The sequence below is a fragment of the Sphingomonas sp. IC-56 genome, from assembly GCF_021043375.1.
In the GTDB taxonomy this organism is placed as follows: domain Bacteria; phylum Pseudomonadota; class Alphaproteobacteria; order Sphingomonadales; family Sphingomonadaceae; genus Sphingomonas.
On the sequence record NZ_JAJNDV010000002.1, the window covers coordinates 147,332 to 163,607 of the forward strand.

General features: G+C 66.6%; 13 protein-coding genes. 5 read left to right on the forward strand and 8 right to left on the reverse strand.

Annotated elements, in window-relative coordinates; all coding sequences use genetic code 11:
* The first annotated feature begins 31 nt into the window (after nucleotides 1–31).
* Nucleotides 32–1,984 (forward strand): OPT family oligopeptide transporter, encoded by a 1,953-nt coding sequence (locus LQ953_RS03885; protein WP_231029360.1) that lies wholly within the window; start codon nucleotides 32–34, stop codon nucleotides 1,982–1,984.
* Nucleotides 1,985–2,033: 49 nt separating this feature from the next.
* Here the strand turns inward: LQ953_RS03885 and LQ953_RS03890 are convergent, their stop codons facing one another.
* The 5 genes from LQ953_RS03890 to queF all read right to left on the reverse strand — a co-directional run bounded on the left by LQ953_RS03890 (nucleotide 2,034) and on the right by queF (nucleotide 7,452).
* Nucleotides 2,034–2,468 (reverse strand): hypothetical protein, encoded by a 435-nt coding sequence (locus tag LQ953_RS03890; RefSeq protein ID WP_231029361.1) that lies wholly within the window; start codon nucleotides 2,466–2,468, stop codon nucleotides 2,034–2,036.
* Nucleotides 2,469–2,542: 74 nt separating this feature from the next.
* Complete coding sequence (locus tag LQ953_RS03895; RefSeq protein ID WP_231029362.1) at nucleotides 2,543–2,716, reverse strand: DUF465 domain-containing protein; 174 nt, start codon at nucleotides 2,714–2,716, stop codon at nucleotides 2,543–2,545.
* A 577-nt stretch (nucleotides 2,717–3,293) separates the two neighbouring features.
* Complete coding sequence (locus tag LQ953_RS03900; RefSeq protein ID WP_231029363.1) at nucleotides 3,294–4,580, reverse strand: glycoside hydrolase family 130 protein; 1,287 nt, start codon at nucleotides 4,578–4,580, stop codon at nucleotides 3,294–3,296.
* Between the two features lie 39 nt (nucleotides 4,581–4,619).
* Entirely contained in the window at nucleotides 4,620–6,893 is a 2,274-nt protein-coding gene (locus tag LQ953_RS03905) for a glycosyltransferase family 4 protein (protein ID WP_231029364.1), read from the reverse strand.
* 112 nt (nucleotides 6,894–7,005) lie between these two features.
* Complete coding sequence (gene queF / locus LQ953_RS03910; RefSeq protein ID WP_231029548.1) at nucleotides 7,006–7,452, reverse strand: preQ(1) synthase; 447 nt, start codon at nucleotides 7,450–7,452, stop codon at nucleotides 7,006–7,008.
* A gap of 53 nt (nucleotides 7,453–7,505) precedes the next feature.
* Here queF and LQ953_RS03915 point away from each other — a divergent pair, with 53 nt between their 5' ends.
* Genes LQ953_RS03915 through LQ953_RS03925 form a run of 3 tightly spaced genes read left to right on the forward strand, consistent with a single transcriptional unit; the run spans nucleotide 7,506 to nucleotide 10,809 of the window.
* Nucleotides 7,506–8,348 carry a sulfurtransferase gene (locus LQ953_RS03915; RefSeq protein WP_231029365.1) on the forward strand — a complete coding sequence of 281 codons (843 nt, stop codon included), beginning with the start codon at nucleotides 7,506–7,508 and terminating at the stop codon, nucleotides 8,346–8,348.
* Nucleotides 8,345–9,523 (forward strand): cystathionine beta-lyase, encoded by a 1,179-nt coding sequence (gene metC, locus LQ953_RS03920; protein WP_231029366.1) that lies wholly within the window; start codon nucleotides 8,345–8,347, stop codon nucleotides 9,521–9,523. The genes LQ953_RS03915 and metC overlap by 4 nt, the downstream gene beginning before the upstream one ends.
* A complete protein-coding gene (locus tag LQ953_RS03925; RefSeq protein WP_231029367.1) occupies nucleotides 9,523–10,809 on the forward strand; it encodes a mechanosensitive ion channel family protein in 1,287 nt (428 codons plus the stop codon). Before metC ends, LQ953_RS03925 begins: the two co-directional genes overlap by 1 nt.
* A 107-nt stretch (nucleotides 10,810–10,916) precedes the next feature.
* Here the strand turns inward: LQ953_RS03925 and LQ953_RS03930 are convergent, their stop codons facing one another.
* Complete coding sequence (locus tag LQ953_RS03930; protein WP_231029368.1) at nucleotides 10,917–12,407, reverse strand: ABC transporter permease; 1,491 nt, start codon at nucleotides 12,405–12,407, stop codon at nucleotides 10,917–10,919.
* Nucleotides 12,404–13,321, reverse strand: a complete 918-nt coding sequence (locus LQ953_RS03935) for an ABC transporter ATP-binding protein (RefSeq protein ID WP_231029369.1) — start codon at nucleotides 13,319–13,321, stop codon at nucleotides 12,404–12,406. The genes LQ953_RS03930 and LQ953_RS03935 overlap by 4 nt, the downstream gene beginning before the upstream one ends.
* A 157-nt stretch (nucleotides 13,322–13,478) precedes the next feature.
* Here LQ953_RS03935 and LQ953_RS03940 point away from each other — a divergent pair, with 157 nt between their 5' ends.
* Nucleotides 13,479–14,579, forward strand: coding sequence for a GNAT family N-acetyltransferase (locus LQ953_RS03940; RefSeq protein WP_443026538.1), 1,101 nt, complete (start codon nucleotides 13,479–13,481; stop codon nucleotides 14,577–14,579).
* Here the strand turns inward: LQ953_RS03940 and LQ953_RS03945 are convergent.
* Nucleotides 14,576–16,249, reverse strand: a complete 1,674-nt coding sequence (locus LQ953_RS03945) for a hypothetical protein (RefSeq protein WP_231029371.1) — start codon at nucleotides 16,247–16,249, stop codon at nucleotides 14,576–14,578. The genes LQ953_RS03940 and LQ953_RS03945 overlap by 4 nt on opposite strands.
* Nucleotides 16,250–16,276: the final 27 nt, after the last annotated feature.

Sequence of the window (16,276 nt, forward strand, 5' to 3'; positions counted from 1 at the left end):
ACCGCACTTGATTTGGCGGGGAGCATGAGATTTGGCGACGGTATCCGGGGCGCGTGCGCCGCTTGAACTCACGCTGCGCGGCGTGCTGCTGGGCGGGGCGATCACGCTGCTGTTCACGGCCGCCAATGTGTATCTTGGCCTCAAGATCGGGCTGACCTTCGCCACGTCGATCCCCGCCGCGGTGATCTCGATGGCGATCCTGCGCTTCTTCCCCAATTCCACCATCTACGAGAACAACATCGTCCAGACCGTGGCGAGCGCGGCGGGGACACTGGCAGCGATCATCTTCGTGTTGCCGGGCCTCGTGATGATCGGCTGGTGGACCGGCTTCCCCTATGTGACCACTGCCGCGATCACCATGACCGGCGGCATATTGGGCGTGATGTTCTCGGTGCCGCTGCGCCGCGCGCTGATCATGGACTCGCCCGAACTCCCCTATCCCGAAGGCCGCGCCGCCGCCGAAGTGCTCAAGGTCGGTGCCGCCAGTCGCGAGGGTGGCGAGGAAAGCGCCAAGGGGCTCAAGGTCATCCTGGTCAACGCGCTCGCCGCCGCCGGCTTCGGCGTGCTCACCCGCATGCGCCTGGCCGCCGAAGAAGGGGCGGCCTTCTTCAAGGCGGGGACCGGCGCCACCGGGATCATCGGTGGGCTTCAGTTCGCGCTGATCGGTGCGGGTCACCTGATCGGCCTGACCGTCGGCCTCGCCATCCTGGCGGGCGTGGTGATCGGCTGGTGGATCGCGCTGCCGCTTCTCAGCGCAGGCATGCCCGGCACGCCCGAGGAAGTCGCCAATGCGGTATTCCGCAGCGACGTGCGCTTCCTGGGCGCAGGCACGATCGGCGTCGCCGCGATCTGGACGCTGCTCAAGATCATCGGCCCGGTGATCGGCGGCATCCGCTCCTCGCTCGCCGCGTCGCGTGCCGCGCGCGGCGGCGCAGCGGTCGCAGTCACCGAGCGCGACCTGCCGATCGGCTTGATCGCGCTGGTGAGCGTCGCCGTGCTGGTGCCGATCGCCTGGCTGCTCTGGGACGTGCTTGCCGGGGGACCGCTCGCCGGGTCGGCGGTGCCGCTGATCGCGGGATCGCTGCTGTTCGTGCTGGTGTTCGGCCTCGTGATCGCATCGGTGTGCGGATACATGGCCGGCCTGATCGGCGCGTCGAACAGCCCGGTTTCGGGAATCGGCATCCTGTCGATCGTCGCATCCTCGCTGCTGCTGGTCGCCATGTTCGGGCGCGACATCGATCCGGGCACCACCCAGGCGCTGATCGCCTATGCGCTGATCGTCACCGGCATCGTGTTCGGCGTCGCCACCATTTCCAACGACAACCTCCAGGACCTCAAGACCGGCCAGCTGATCGGCGCGACGCCGTGGAAGCAGCAGGTCGCGCTGGTGCTGGGCGTGGTGTTCGGCAGCCTGGTGATCCCGCCGGTCTTGAGCGTGCTCAACGCCTCGTTCGGCTTTGCCGGCGTCGCGGGTGCCAGCGCCGACGCGCTTCCCGCGCCACAGGCGGCGCTGATCTCCAGCCTGGCCAAGGGCGTGCTGGGCGGCGATCTGCGCTGGGACATGATCGGCATCGGCGCGCTGATCGGCGTGGGCGTGATCCTGGTCGACGAAGTGCTGGCGCGCAGCGGCACGCGCTTCCGCCTGCCCCCGCTCGCCGTGGGCCTGGGCATCTACCTGCCGATGGGCATCACGCTGACGGTGGTGCTGGGATCGGTCATCGGCTGGTTCTACGACCGCGCCGCCGACCGCGCGCGCGATCCCGAATTCGTCAAGCGCATGGGCGTGCTGATGGCGACCGGCATGATCGTCGGCGACAGCCTGTTCGGCGTCCTCTACGCAGCCATCGTGTACCAGACGGGCAGCGACGCGCCGCTGGCGGTGGCCGGCCCGGACTTTGCGTCCTACGCGCTGGCAGGCGGCACGCTGGCCTTCCTCGCCATCACCGCGCTGCTCTACGCCTATACCCGCCGCAAGGCGCGGTAAGCATTCCGCCCCGCCCAGCCTTAAGAAGCTGGGCGCGGCGATCCGCGGATCATGCCGGCCCGTGGAGCCGGTCGACCTCGGCGCGCAGCACCGGCTGGTCCGCACGCGCCGCATCGGCCAGATGCACGCCGGTGTCGGGCAGGCGCGCGGCGACCTCCTGATCAATGGCGGTGCGGTTGCACCAGCCCGGCCGGCTGCCGTTCAGCACCGGCTTGGTGACGAAGCTGCGCGAAGCCGAACCCGCCGAAGCCGTCGTCGCGACTCGGTCCACCGAGAGGCGGGCGGTCCAGGCGCAGCGCAGCGTGCCGGCACGTCCCGGCGGCGCCACCGCGCCGACCTGCTTGTGCTCGACGACGATCGAGCCGCCATAGCGCGCATCGACGCGGCCCGAGGGGTGGTCGATAACCACGGAATGCGTGGCGGGGGCGACGGGCTCGGCGGCGAACAGGCCCAGGCCCAGCGCCAAAGTTGCAATTGCTGTCATGATAGTTCCTGCGGACATGGCTCCCGTGTCACGGCGTGCGGCCGCGCCGGGAGCGTTGTGTCAAAAGATGGGGGTTATGCCGGCTGGATCTGCGGCATGCGTGCGTGCAGCCGGTCCTTGATGCGCAGCCGCAGCTTCTTGAGCCGCAGCAGCTTGAAGCCATCGGGCATACGCTGCTTCAGCTCGCGGCGAATCTGCTCGTCGAGCTGCCCGTGCAGGCGGATCAGGTTGTAGGTAAAAGGGTTCACTGCCTCTCTCCAATCGAAATTGAATCGATCGGGTCAGCGATGAAGACACTGGCAAAGCATAGGCCTGCATCGAGCTAACCCGATGCGGTCCGACATCACGTTCGTCCAAAGACGAGCGCCAGAGGGGCCCGGCCCGCACCAACAAGCTATGGGGAGCGGCCCGCGATTGCAAGTGCGGGCGAGCGCCGGGGCGAGCGAAACGCGGTTAAGGGCGGAACGATGGTAGCATCATTGCAAGGGAGGGTGCGCGCTGAAGCGAACGAAACGCGGTCTCCGGCCGGAGCAGTGGTAGCATCACGTGTTCCCCGGCGAAGGCCGGGGCCCAGCTGCAATGAAGCTTGAGACGGCAGCCCGCCGTCGCCACGGCATGGCAGCTGGGCCCCGGCCTTCGCCGGGGAACAGCCGCGGGTGCCGGTTCGGCTACAGGAAACGGCGTTCGGTGCTAACTTTTGCGTCATCCCGGCCTTGAGCCGGGATCCCGCTTCTTCTTCTGCCCGCCAGCAGAAGCGGGACCCCGGCTCAAGGCCGGGGTGACCAGGGAGGTATGCCTAGGTTGCTCCCTCGGTGCCGCCCACCCTCAGGCCATGTTCTCCAGCAGCGAGCGGATACCCACAAACGCGAACGCGACCGAGCTGTCGGCCACGCCGTACGGGATGAACAGCTTGTCGCCATGGCGGATCGCGCCGCAGGTATAGACCACGTTAGGCACATAACCCTCGCGGTCCTGATCGGCGGCGGCGAGCAGCGGCTCGCGCGAGCGTGCCAGCACCCTCGACGGATCGTTCTTGTCGAGCAGCGCAGCGGCGATCGAATATTTGCGCATCGCGCCGACGCCGTGGGTCAGCATCAGCCAGCCCTCGTCCAGCTCGATGGGCGGGCCGCAATTGCCCATCTGCACCAGCTCCCAGGGGTATTGGGGCGTCATCAACAGCTCGCCGCCCTCCCAATGGGTGAGGTCGTCGGAGGCATGGAGGAAGATGTTCTCGCCGTCCTGCCGCCCGATCATCATGTAGCGGCCGTTCACCTTGCGCGGGAACAGCGCCATGCCCTTGTTGCGCGCGGCGCTGCCGGTCATCGGCACCAGGTCGAAGGCGCGGAAGTCGCGGGTGCGCATCAGTTCGGACTGGATCTCCGACCCGTTATAGGCGGTGTAGGTGCCGATCCACTCCTCGCTGCCATCCTCATGGTGGAAGTGGCAGATGCGCAGATCCTCCAGCCCCTTGGACTGGGCCCGGGTGATCGGGAAGATCACCGTGCCCGACAGCGTGGAATCGCGGTGGCGATAGACGGTGACCGGACCTTCGGGCACGCGCATCTCGTCCTCGCCCTGCGCGTCGGCTGCCGTGGCAAAGGGCGGCTCGGGCGCGAGCATCATCTCATTGTCTTCGGTGATGATGCCTTCGCGGAAGGCGACGGAGGAGATGTGCCCCTCCCCTACCGAGCGCAGCGACATCAGGATGCGCATGCTGCCAGCGGGCATGCCCGACTGGTCGTAATGCGGCACCGCGCTGGGGTTCATCAGCGCGGCGGCGGCATAGCTGTATTCGTGGCAGAAATAGGCGCCGATCAGCTGACGCTTCTCATCGCTGATCTGGCTGCCATCAAGCTTCAACAGCGCCTCGATCTGGTCGTAGCGCGTCATGAACACGCGCCGCGTCTGCCAATGCCGCGCCTCGAAATCCTTCAGCACCAGCTCAAGCTGCGCGCGCGCTTCCCCCGGCGACATGGCCAGCACTTCGCGCACCAGCCGCTCGGTGCGGCTAGGCGCGCCATTGCTCGACTGCCAGGCGATGTGAAACGGGCGGACCACCACGCGCGACGGATCGGCACGCAGACGCAGCGAGTGGTTGAACAAATCCAACATTGACCCCCCGGGGACTAGTACGCAACCGACGCCGCGGGATTACGCGACGGCAGTCCGCCGGGTTGTTGGCACGTTTTCCGCTTGTTTTCCAAGGGCAGAAATCGCGCAATTGGCCAGCTGAAGCGCCAGGATCGATTCCGCACCCTGATTGCGGTTAAGCCCGGTGGGCATCAGCCCGTCGAAACAGCCGCCATCCTGCGCCGTCGCCAGCGGCAGCTCCAGGTCGTTGGCGCCCAGATACCAGCGATAGGCCTTCATCGCCTCTGCCATCCAGCGCTCGTCGCCACTCGCCTCATGCGCGGCGACGCATGCGTCCACCGTCGCCTGCGCTTCCAGCGGCTGCTGGTCGAACTGGAGCGGCTCGGCATAGGGCCGGCCAAAGCTCTCGCTGCCGACAGCGCGGAAGCGGCCCTCGGGCGAGGTCTGGCGGCCGACGATCCAATCGAGCGTTTCCAGGCCGACATTGATGAAGTCCTGGCGCCCCAGCACCTTGCCCGCGCGCAGCAATGCCTCGGGAAGCCGCGCATTGTCATAGGCCAGCACGATCTCGAACCACTTCCACTCGGGGCGCCGAGCCTGGTCGAGCAGTGCGATCAGCTCCTCGCCATAACGGGTGAGGATGTCGCGCGACAGCGAATGGCCGGGGTGGGCCTCCATCATCGCCGCGGCGCCCAGCATGGCAAATGCGTGCGCACGCGGCGCCTGCAATTCCAGCGCGATCGCAGCGGTGGTGTCGAACAGCATCGACGCCCAGTCGCGGTGCTTCTGCGCACGCGCATCGCGGGCAGTGACGCCCAGCGCCCAGATCGCGCGGCCATTGGAATCCTCCGACCCCACATCCTCGCACCAGGTACGGTCGAAATTCATGAAGTTGCGGAAACGGCGCGCGTCCGGATTCCAGGCATATTGCACGAACGACGCGTAGATGCTGGTCCACTTGTCGCGCACCGACTCGTCCACGTCGTCGATCTTCGACATCAGGATCAGCGCGCGGGCATTGTCGTCGATGCAATAGCCGTGGCGCCGATCGGGCACCGAATAGATCGAATGCTGGAGCATGCCGGTCGAATCGCTCATCCGCTCGACGGCGGCGAGGTCAGGCTTGAGCGGCGCCAGCTCCGTCGTTGCGCGGCCAAGCTGGCGCGGGGCCTTTCCTAACATGGCGTTCAACTCCCCCAGCGCGGTCTCGGCCAGCCGCGGCCAGATCATCGTGCGGCCGCGGGCATAGGCGCGTGCGGCGAGGTCGTGGCGGGCCTGGTTGTCGGTGAGCAGCCGACCGATCTCGCGCGCGAAGGCGGCGCTGTCGCCGAAGTCGACCAGCACGCCGTGATCCTGGTCCAGGATCTCGGTCGCGTGGACATAGGGGGTGGAGATCACCGGCTTGCCGACGCCCACGGCGTAGGACAGCGTGCCCGACGTGATCTGCGCGGGATTGGTATAGGGTGTGACGTAGAGATCGGCGGTCTGAAGATAGTCGATCAGCTCGTCATGCTCGACGAAGGCGTCGATGAACTGGACATGCTCGGCCACGCCCTTTTCCTCGGCGAGCGCCTTCAGCCGGTCGCGATAGGCCTCGCCCTCATGCGCCAACAGATTGGGATGCGTCGCGCCCAAGATCACATACAGCGCGCGCGGATGGTTCGCGACCACCTCCGGCAGCGCGGAGATCACTGTCTCCAGCCCCTTGTTCGGCGCCAGCAGGCCAAAGGTCAGGATGACTTCGCGGCCCTCCCAGCCAAAGCTGGGCTTGAGCGCGTCGGGATCGGCAAAGGCGCGATCGGGCACACCGTGCGGAATCATGACGATCTTCTTGTCATCGGTCCCGTGCACGCGCTTCAGGATGTCTCGGCCCTTCTCGGCCATGACGATCACGCGCTCTGAACGGCGCAGCAGCGCTTCCATCACCCGGCGCTCGTCGGCGCTCGGGCGCTCGAGCACGGTGTGCAGCGTGGTGATCACGGGAATCGACAGCCGGTCGGTCAGCGCCAGCAGGAACTCGCCCGCCGCGCCGCCATAGATGCCATATTCGTGCTGGATCCACAGCGCCTGCGCGCCGCTCGCCTCGATCGCGCGGGCGGCATCGACATAGGCGGCGCGGTCGTGCTGCGGGATCGCGCGCGTCACCGCGGACGGATAGTCATAGCGCCCGGGATGGTCGTCCATCGCATAGACGTCGACGGCAAGCTGCGGAAACCGCTGCTTCAGCGCGTGGTAGGTGTCCGTCGTATAGGTGGCCAGCCCGCACTTGCGCGGCAGAAAGTTTCCGATCAGCGCAAGATGCTTGATTTGCGGCCCGTTCATCGACGGCAACATCCCCGTTCCTTCGCTGTTGCAAACACACCGAGCGTTCTGCGCCCGTTACAACCTTCTCAACTCTGCATGAGCAATATGGTTGCAAAGATGGTGCGGTGCAACATGACTCAGGTTAACCGCGGCCGCGATAGCCCGGTACGTCCTGCCCCGGGATCCACACGCCTTCCGGCGCATCGCCCGACTGCCAAAAAACGTCGATCGGAATGCCGCCGCGCGGGTACCAGTAACCGCCGATGCGCAGCCAGATCGGCTTCATCTCGGCGAACAGCCGCTCGCCGATGCCCACCGTGCAATCCTCGTGAAAGGCGCCATGGTTGCGGAAGCTGCCCAGGAACAGCTTCAAGGACTTGGATTCGACGATTGTGTCGCCCGGCACATAGTCGATCACCAGGTGCGCGAAGTCGGGCTGGCCGGTAATCGGGCACAGCGAGGTGAATTCCGGCGCGGCGAAGCGGATCATGTAGCGGCTGCCGGGGCGGGGATTGGGCACGTAATCGAGCTCCGCCGCTTCGGGCGAATCGGGGAGGGTCGAGGTCTTGCCGAGATGCTTTGCGTCCATCGCGGCCATGTAGGGGTTTGCCGCGCGCTTTGCATCCTCCTAGACCGGCATGCATGGATGCGCTGGTAACGACCGATTGGCTCGCCGAAAGACTGGGCGATCCCGACCTTCTCGTGCTCGATGCGAGCTATACCTCCAAGATTCCCGGCGCGCCGCCCAGCGATCCACAGGCGAACTTTGCTGCGGCGCACATCCCCGGCGCCCGCTTCCTCGACCTCGACAGCCTGGTCGATCAGAGCAACCCGCTCCCCTCCATGCTGCCGCCCGCCGAACAGGTCGCTGAGCGGCTGCGCGCGCTCGGCGTGAACGCGGACACTCGCATCGTCCTCTACGAAGACGGCCCGCACCACACCGCCTGCCGCGCCTGGTGGGTGCTGCGTAGCGCCGGCTTGGACGCCGCACTGCTCGATGGCGCGCTCGCCAAGTGGAAGCGCGAGGGCCGCCCCCTCGAAGCAGCGGAAGTTGCCACCTCGGCCACGCCTGGCAACTTCCACCCGGCCACACCCAAAGCAGTCGTTTTCCGCGTCGACCAGATGCTGGCCAACACTACCCACCAAGTCGCCGACGCCCGCTCCAAAGCACGCTTCACCGGCGAAGAACCCGACCCCCGCCCCAACAGCGCCTCGGGCCACATCCCGGGATCGAAGAACATCCCTTATGGCAGCTTCTTTCAGCCCGACGGCACCTGGAAGTCCCGCCCGGCCATCGCCCAGGTCTTCGCAGACGCCGGCATCGATCCCGCCCGCCCGCTCGTCGCGACCTGCGGCTCCGGCATCACCGCCGCAGTGATCGTCTTCGCCGCCCACCTGCTCGGCCACGACGCGGCGCTGTATGACGGCAGCTGGTCGGAATGGGGCGCCGATCCCTCCACCCCCAAGGCACTGGGCCCCGCATGAAGAAGGACAAGACCCGCGTCGTCGCGGGCGGCCGCAAGTCCGAATGGACGCAAGGCATCGTCAACCCGCCGGTGTGGCGCGCCTCCACGATCCTCTATGACTCGGTCGCAGAGCTGCGCGACCGGGGTGCCGCCGACACGCACCACAAGCTGTTCTACGGGCGCCGCGGTACGCCGACCCAATGGTCGCTCGCCGATGCACTCACCGAGCTCGAACCCGGTGCCGAAGCCACCCTGCTCTACCCCTCGGGCGTCGCCGCGCTGACCACCGCGCTGCTGGCGGTGCTGGAGCCCGGCGACGAGTTGCTGATGCCCGACAGCGCCTATGACCCCACGCGCAACTTCGCGACGGGCATGCTGCGGCGCATCGGCGTGGAGACGATTTTCTACGACCCGCTGATCGGCGCCGGCATCGCCGAACTCTGCACCGATCGCACCAAGGCGATCCTGATGGAAAGCCCCGGCAGCCTGACCTTTGAGGTGCAGGACGTGCCGGCGATCGTCGCCGTTGCCAAGGCGCGCGGGATCACCACGCTGATTGACAACACCTGGGCGACGCCGCTGCTGTTCCCGGTGATCGGGCTGGGCGTCGACTACACCATCCTGGCCTGCACCAAGTATGTCGTCGGCCATTCCGACGTGATGCTGGGATCGGTCACCGCTGCACCGGGCCAGTATCAGCGGCTGCGCGCCGCGACCTATGAACTGGGCCAGACCGCGAGCCCCGACGATGCGTGGCTTGGAGCACGCGGATTGCGCACCATGGCGGTGCGGCTGGACCAGCATGGCCGCGCGGCGCTGCAGATCGCGCAGTGGCTCAAGACCCGCAGCGAGGTCGCCCGCGTGCTGCATCCCGCCCTGCCAGATTGCCCCGGCCACGAAATCTTCGCGCGCGACTTCAAGGGTGCCTCGGGGCTGTTCTCGTTCGTGCTGAACGGCGGCAGTGATGCAGCGCGAAGCGCGCTGATCGACGGGCTGGAGCATTTCGGCATCGGCTATAGCTGGGGCGGGTTTGAGAGCCTGGCGATCCCGGTTGATCCGCAGCGCCACCGCACGGCGACACGCTGGCAGGCAGAGGGACCGCTGGTCCGGCTCCAGATCGGGTTGGAAGATCCAGATGATCTGATCGCCGATTTGGACGCCGGCCTCGCCCGCTTCGCGACCGTGCGCGGTTGATGGATCAGCTAGGCGCCTGGCTGGCTGGCCATGACCTGCCGGACACAGCCGCGCTGACCGAGGCGCTGATCGCCGCCGGACTTGCAGCGCTCGGGCTAGTGATCGGCTGGCTCGCCGGGCGGCGAGTGGGTCCGCAGATCGCGCATGGTTGGGCCGAGCGGCTCCATCAGCCGGTGGAGACGCTCCAACTGCGCGTGTGCGAAATTGCCCGCTGGGGCACTGCATCCATTGTCCTGTCGCTGATTGCCGCGTCATGGCCATGGTCGCCTCTGGCCGCGCTGGTGGTCGGCCTTGCGCAGGCGACAGCCGTAGCGATGCTGGCAGTTGGGGTGTTGCGCGGCCTGAACCTGCCGCGCTGGGCGGCGTGGAGCCTTGCCGCGCTCGCCTTCCTGGCGATCCTGTCGCACGCGATCGGCGGGCTGGCGATGATCGAGACCACCTTCGACCGCGTCGGCGTGCAGGTCGGGCGGCGCCGTATCACGCTGCTTTCGGTGCTGACCTTTGGAATCACCGTGCTGCTGCTGTTCGCGGCGGTGCGGCTGGTGAACCGGGTGCTGACGCATTCGATCGCGCAGGCGCGCGGGTTCGATGCGACGCAGAAGCTGCTATTCCAGAAGCTGGCTGCCATCGCCGTGGTGGTCGCCGCCTTCTTCGTCGGCGTCGACCTGCTCCAGATCGACCTGACCGCCTTCACGGTCTTTTCCGGTGCCTTCGGCCTCGCGGTCGGTTTCGGCATGCAGAAGACGATCGGCAACCTGATCGCCGGCATCATCCTGCTGATGGACCGGTCGATCAAGCCGGGCGACGTGATCGTGGTCGGCGACAGCTTTGGCTGGGTGAACAAGATCGGCGTGCGCGCGGTCAGCGTCATCACCCGCGACGGCAAGGAGCACCTGATCCCCAACGAAAACCTGATGACGCAGGAAGTGGAGAACTGGTCCTATACCGACCGGAACGTCCGCGTGCGCATCCCCGTGACGGTTTCCTACACCTGCGACTTGAAGCTGGCGCAGGAGCTGATGCTCCGCGCGGCCAAGGAAAGCCCGCGCGTGCTCGACACGCCGCGCACCAATGTCTGGCTGATGGCGTTCGGCGACAAGGGCGTAGAGCATGAGATATTGTGCTGGATCAGCGATCCCCAGAGCGGCGTGGGCAATGTGCGCAGCGACGTGCTCAATCGGCTATGGGTGCTGTTCAAGGACCATGGGATCGAGATTCCGTATCCGGTACGGGATGTGCGGGTGAAGGAATGGCCAGGTGCGGTGGCCTCGCCGGGCCAGGCTTAGGTTGCGGCCCGCTGTTCACTACGCCTGATCTAGGCGCAGAAGAAAAAAGCGGGATCCCGGCTCAAGGCCGGGATGACGGGAGTGGTCGATCGTGACCCCTCTCCCATTCAGCCCGGTTTGCCCATCAGCCGCACGATCTCGCCCAGTCCCGGACGGCGCCCGCCGTTCAAAAGGCTCGCGCGGAACACTCGGCCGAGCAGGAGCAACTCGGCAACCATGAACAGCACCAGCATAAGGCCGGCGCCGATCACTTCCCAGGATGGAATCCCGCTGCCCAGCCGGGCGAGGACTGCGAAGGGCGTGTAGAGCGGGATCCAGGTCATTACCTGTACGCCGATACCCGATCCGCCGCGCAGCACCTCCGGCATCAGCACGGTGAGCGGCATCATGATCACCAGCAGCACCGGCGTGAGATAGCCCTGCGCCTCGCGCATGGAGTCGCTCATCACGCCGATCACCAGGAACAGCATCGAGACCACCAGATAGCCGGCGATGAAGAAGAACAGGATCGTGGCGATGCTGCCGATTGAAGAGACAGGCTCCAGTGCCGGCCGGATGATCTCCGCGATCGTGCCCTGGGTGAAGAAGGCGGCGAACAGCGCACACGCAATCCAGGTCGCGACCATCGACAGACCCACCGCCACGGTGCCGAGCAGCTTGCCGTACATGAGCTCGTTGGGGCTGACACAGGCGATCACCGTTTCCAGCAGCTTGTTGCTCCGCTCCTCCACCGTGCTTTGCAACAGCCAGCTGCCCGACAGCAGCAAGGACATCAGCAGCAGGTACACACAGGCCAGCGGCAGGATGGAGCGGATCATCACCCGCTCGCGCCCGTCACCTGTTGGCGGCGCAGTCACCTGGATCGCCGGCGCGATCACACCGGCCGCGGCAGCAGTGGCCGGCGCCACGCCGTTCACCTGAAGGAAGCGCATGCGCAGCTCCTGCGTCAGCACCCCCTGCAACGTCTGGACGAATTCCGGACGCGGCCGCCCATTGGTCCAGATGCGCACGTTCGGGGTGGCACCGAACGCTGCAGGGATCAGCACGACATAGTCGACCGGCTTGGCTTTTGCGCCCTCCCCAGGGCGCAGATGCGGCTCCAGCGCCTTCTCGATGGCACCGGGCGCGGCGGTGGCGACGTTCGCCGGAGTCGGGATGACGCGATAGTCGATCGGCGGCGTTTCGAACGCTTCAGCGTCCTTTGCGGAGACGGCGCGGATCTTCGCGAGCGCTGCGTTCAGCCCGCCATCGCGCATGAAGCCGGCAACATCGGCATCGCTGTACCAGCGCTCCTTTTGCGCCCACAGCGCGGCGGGGGCCGCACGCTGCAGGTCGTGCCGCCGCACATAGCGGGCGAGCTTGTCCAGTGTCGCCCGCTGTTGATCGAGCTCGATTCGCTGGCGAATGGCCGCTGCGGTGCGGCCGCCCGCCTTGTCGACCAGCATCACTGTCTGTGTGTCAGACTTGTCCATGAAGCGCGAGGCGATCGGGCCGACGGCAAAGGCCAACGGCAGGATCAGCAGCGTCAGCCAGAAGCTGCGCGTCATGGCGATCTGGCGGAACTCGCGCGCCGCGACCAGCAGGATGTTCTGGATCATGACCGGCCCTCCGCGCCGCCGACGATGTGAAGGAAGACGTCGTGCAGGCTGGGGCGCCGCTGCTCGAACTGGCGTAGCGCGAAGCCTTGCGCGGTGCAGCGCTCCAGCAGGTCGCCGGGATCGCGTCCAGGCTCCAGCCGCACGTCCCAGCTGCTCCAGCCATCGCCGAGCGCGCCGGCTTCATGCGCTTCCGACACACCATCCAGCGACATCGGCGCTTTGCGTGAGACCAGGTTCAGTCGAGCCGGCAAGGTGGCGCGGGCCTGATCCTGAGTTCCTTCGAACAGTTTGCGGCCCTTGGCGAGCAGCAACAAGCGGTCGCACAGCCGCTCCGCATGCTGCATGACGTGGGTGGAGAAGACCACCGCCGCGCCGTTCCTGGCGGCGCGGACGATTTCGTCCTCCAAGAGTCCCTGGTTGAGCGGATCGAGGCCGGAGAAAGGCTCGTCGAGTATCAGCAGCGCAGGACGATTCACCACTGCGGTCGCCAGCTGCACCTTCTGCGCCATGCCCTTGGACAGCTTGTCCACGGTGGTGCGGGCGAATTCGGGAAGGCCGAAGCGCGCGAGCAATTCCAGCCCTTCGCGTCGGGCGTCAGAAGCGGACATGCCCTTCAGCCGGCCGAAATACACGATGGTGTCGATCGCCGTCATCTGGCGATACAGCCCGCGCTCTTCGGGAAGGAAGCCCAGCTGTGCGCTGTTTCCGCGCCCGGGCGCCCGGCCCAGCACCGCAATGCTGCCGGTGTCGGGGCGCAGGATGTCGAGCACCATGCGCAGCGAAGTGGTTTTGCCCGCGCCATTGCCGCCCAGAAAGCCGAACACCTCGCCCGCTGCGACGGTGAAACTCAGATCCTCCACCGCCGTGAAGTCGCCAAAGCGCTTCTCCACTGCGTCCAGCCGCAACGCGTCCATGCGAGTCTCCCCCTCGCCGAACTGTGCCAAGTGTCGCATCGAACTACAACAGCAGTTCGCACCGGGTTCGGCGGATTGCCCCTCGCGGTGTGCGCCTCCCGCCCCTATCTGTGGCGCAGTGAATTCGCAGCCGATCACCGCCCGCATCGCTCCTGGCGTGCAGTCCTTCTTGCAAGCGCAGTGGGACGCCTGCGCGGGCGCGGACAACCCGTTCGTGTCGCATGCCTTCCTGTCGGCGCTGGAGCGGTCGGGCTCGGCAACTGCGCGCGCGGGGTGGCAGCCGCTGCCGATCGTGATCGACGATGCCGGCGGCGTGCCCGCGGCGATCGCCCCAGCCTATGTGAAGGCGCACAGCCAGGGAGAGTATGTCTTCGACCATGGCTGGGCCGACGCCTGGGAGCGGGCGGGTGGAGAATATTATCCCAAGCTGCAGGTTGCGGTGCCGTTCACGCCGGTGCCGGGGCCGCGGCTGCTGCTGCGCGACCATACCCTCGCGCCCGCGCTGATTGCCGCGATCGAGGCAGTGACCGACCAGAACAAGCTGTCGTCCGCCCACGTCACCTTCATCGCCGAGGACCAGCTAGCGCAGTTCGAGCGGGCCGGTTGGCTGCTGCGCGCGGGAACGCAGTTCCATTGGCAGAATGACGGCTATGGGAGCTTCGACGACTTTCTCGCCGCGCTGGCCAGCCGCAAGCGCAAGGCGATCCGCAAGGAACGCGCACAGGCGGTGGAAGGGCTAACCATCCGCCATCTGGTGGGAGCGGAAATCACCGAAGCGCACTGGGATGCGTTCTGGGCGTTCTACCAAGACACCGGCTCGCGCAAATGGGGCAGGCCATACCTCACCCGCGCCTTTTTCTCCATGCTGGGCGAGGCGATGGGGGACAAGGTGCTGCTGGTGCTGGCCGAGCGGGACGGCGTTCCTATCGCTGGGGCGCTAAACCTGATCGGCAGCGATGCGCTGTATGGCCGCTATTGGGGCGCGGTCGAGCAGGTGCCGTTCCTGCATTTCGAGCTGTGCTACTACCAGGCGATCGACGCCGCCATCGCACGCGGGCTGGCGCGGGTAGAGGCTGGGGCCCAGGGCGAGCACAAGCTGGCGCGCGGTTATGTCCCGGTCACCACTTGGTCGGCGCACTACATCCCTGACCCCTCGTTCCGGCGGGCCGTGGCCGGGTATCTGGAACGCGAGAAGCTGGCGATCGCGGACGAGCAGGAATATCTTGGCGAGCTGACGCCCTTCCGCCGAGGCGGTTAGGGGTTCGAGCTTGGCTTGGGTGCCGGGATGCCGCTGCCGTGCGCGCGCCCGTCGCTCAGGATGATGTCACGCTCCCAGCGCGGCACCGGCAGTTCGCCCGCGCGCACTACCGGGGCAGGCACGCTGTGGTCGACCCGGAACAGCGCGCTGCTGCCGTCGCGCCATACCGGCACCAGCCCCTGCTCGAAGCGCGGGTCATAGGCAGGCGGACGGATCAGCCATACATAATCGAATGCATCGCGCGGAAAGCGGGACAGCGCCCAGGGGATCGGCCGCCACCACTCGCGCGGGCACTGCACGTCGGTCACCAGTTCGGAGGGGTCGTGCGCGAAGCGCTCGGCCGCAGCATAGCGTACCGTCAGCAGCTGGCCGCCGGCCATCGACCACTGGTCGTTGGCATAGGCAAGCTTGCGCTCCAGCGCGAGGCCGGGGACGTGCTGAAGCCGCGTCATCCGCCATTCGTTGTAACAGGTCTCGCCCACGAACGTGACCAGCCGGGCGCCGCGCGGCAGATGGTCCAGCGCCTTCAACTCGCGGTCATAGCTCTTGTCGTACAGGTAGAAGCTGTACGCCGTGGCGCCGATACGCGCCGTGAAGAACGCCATGCCGAGCGCCGCCACCACCGCAGCGCCGCGCATCGACAGGCCTGGCTTGGGCCGGATGCCGATGATCGCGATGGCGAGCATGAACGGCACCAGCCGCATATCGGCATAGGCCGACCCGAACACGATCCGCGGCAGCAGCAGGTAAACCGCCAGCAGGAACAGCGCCGACAGCGTCAGATTGCGCGAATATTGGATGTTCGGGTCGCGGATCGCCTTGAACATCAATAGGAACAGCACGCCGAGCGACGCGAGGTCGAACAGCTGCCAGCGGTCGCGGAACACCTGGACCACCCACAGAGTCTTGGCGCGCCAATTGAACCAATTACCGGTCTGGCCCGTCACATGGCCGCCGCTGCGCCACAAGACCATCAGCAGCGCCGGCGGGGCCAGCACCAGGCAGTGCAGCCCCGCCCAGAACCAGGGATGCACCCAGCGCCGGGCAAAGCCCTGATCCTTTGCCATGTCATGCTGGCGCACCAGCTCGGCCGAGAAGGCGAGCAGTCCCAACAGACCCCAGCCATAGGTGTGGCAAACCCAGATCAGCGCCGAGATCGGCACGAACAGCACCGCACGAAGCTTCAGGCGTCCCAGCCTCGCAAGGCGCAGCCACCAGCCGAACGCGATCAGCGCAAACGCCATCGACAACGCGAAATTGACGAAGCCGAAGTGGAACGGGAAGGAATAGGCCAAAGGCAGCGCGAACAGCGCCGTGGCCGGAATGCGGCCATGCACCTCGCGCGCGATCATCAGCAGCCCGGCCACCGTCATCGCCGGAATGGTGATGATGACAAGCTTGACCGCCAGTTCGAGCCCGAAGAGCTTGTTCAGCGGGATGATGAGCAGGTCGACCCCCAGATTGCCCATCAGGCTCCACTGGAAATCATACCATTCGCGCAGCCACGGCACGGTGTCGTAATCGAGTTGGACGCGATAGCGCCCCATATGGCCAGGCAGGTCGACCAGTGGTGGAATCTGCGGCCATAGCAGCGGCACGACCGCCATCAGCGTGCACAGCGCCACGAACCACCGTGTCTGCCACCAATGCAACTTGTCGCCCCTGTCCATCGCGCCGCTTTAGGGGAGCAGGGGCGA

What these genes read in the sequence shown, in the direction of transcription:
- LQ953_RS03890 (WP_231029361.1), bottom strand. Translation starts at nt 2,468, where the DNA reads ATGACAGCAATTGCAACTTTGGCGCTGGGCCTGGGCCTGTTCGCCGCC.
- LQ953_RS03900 (WP_231029363.1), bottom strand. Translation starts at nt 4,580, where the DNA reads ATGTTGGATTTGTTCAACCACTCGCTGCGTCTGCGTGCCGATCCGTCG.
- LQ953_RS03905 (WP_231029364.1), bottom strand. Translation starts at nt 6,893, where the DNA reads ATGTTGCCGTCGATGAACGGGCCGCAAATCAAGCATCTTGCGCTGATC.
- queF (WP_231029548.1), bottom strand. Translation starts at nt 7,452, where the DNA reads ATGGACGCAAAGCATCTCGGCAAGACCTCGACCCTCCCCGATTCGCCC.
- LQ953_RS03915 (WP_231029365.1), top strand. Translation starts at nt 7,506, where the DNA reads ATGGATGCGCTGGTAACGACCGATTGGCTCGCCGAAAGACTGGGCGAT.
- metC (WP_231029366.1), top strand. Translation starts at nt 8,345, where the DNA reads ATGAAGAAGGACAAGACCCGCGTCGTCGCGGGCGGCCGCAAGTCCGAA.
- LQ953_RS03925 (WP_231029367.1), top strand. Translation starts at nt 9,523, where the DNA reads ATGGATCAGCTAGGCGCCTGGCTGGCTGGCCATGACCTGCCGGACACA.
- LQ953_RS03930 (WP_231029368.1), bottom strand. Translation starts at nt 12,407, where the DNA reads ATGATCCAGAACATCCTGCTGGTCGCGGCGCGCGAGTTCCGCCAGATC.
- LQ953_RS03935 (WP_231029369.1), bottom strand. Translation starts at nt 13,321, where the DNA reads ATGGACGCGTTGCGGCTGGACGCAGTGGAGAAGCGCTTTGGCGACTTC.
- LQ953_RS03945 (WP_231029371.1), bottom strand. Translation starts at nt 16,249, where the DNA reads ATGGACAGGGGCGACAAGTTGCATTGGTGGCAGACACGGTGGTTCGTG.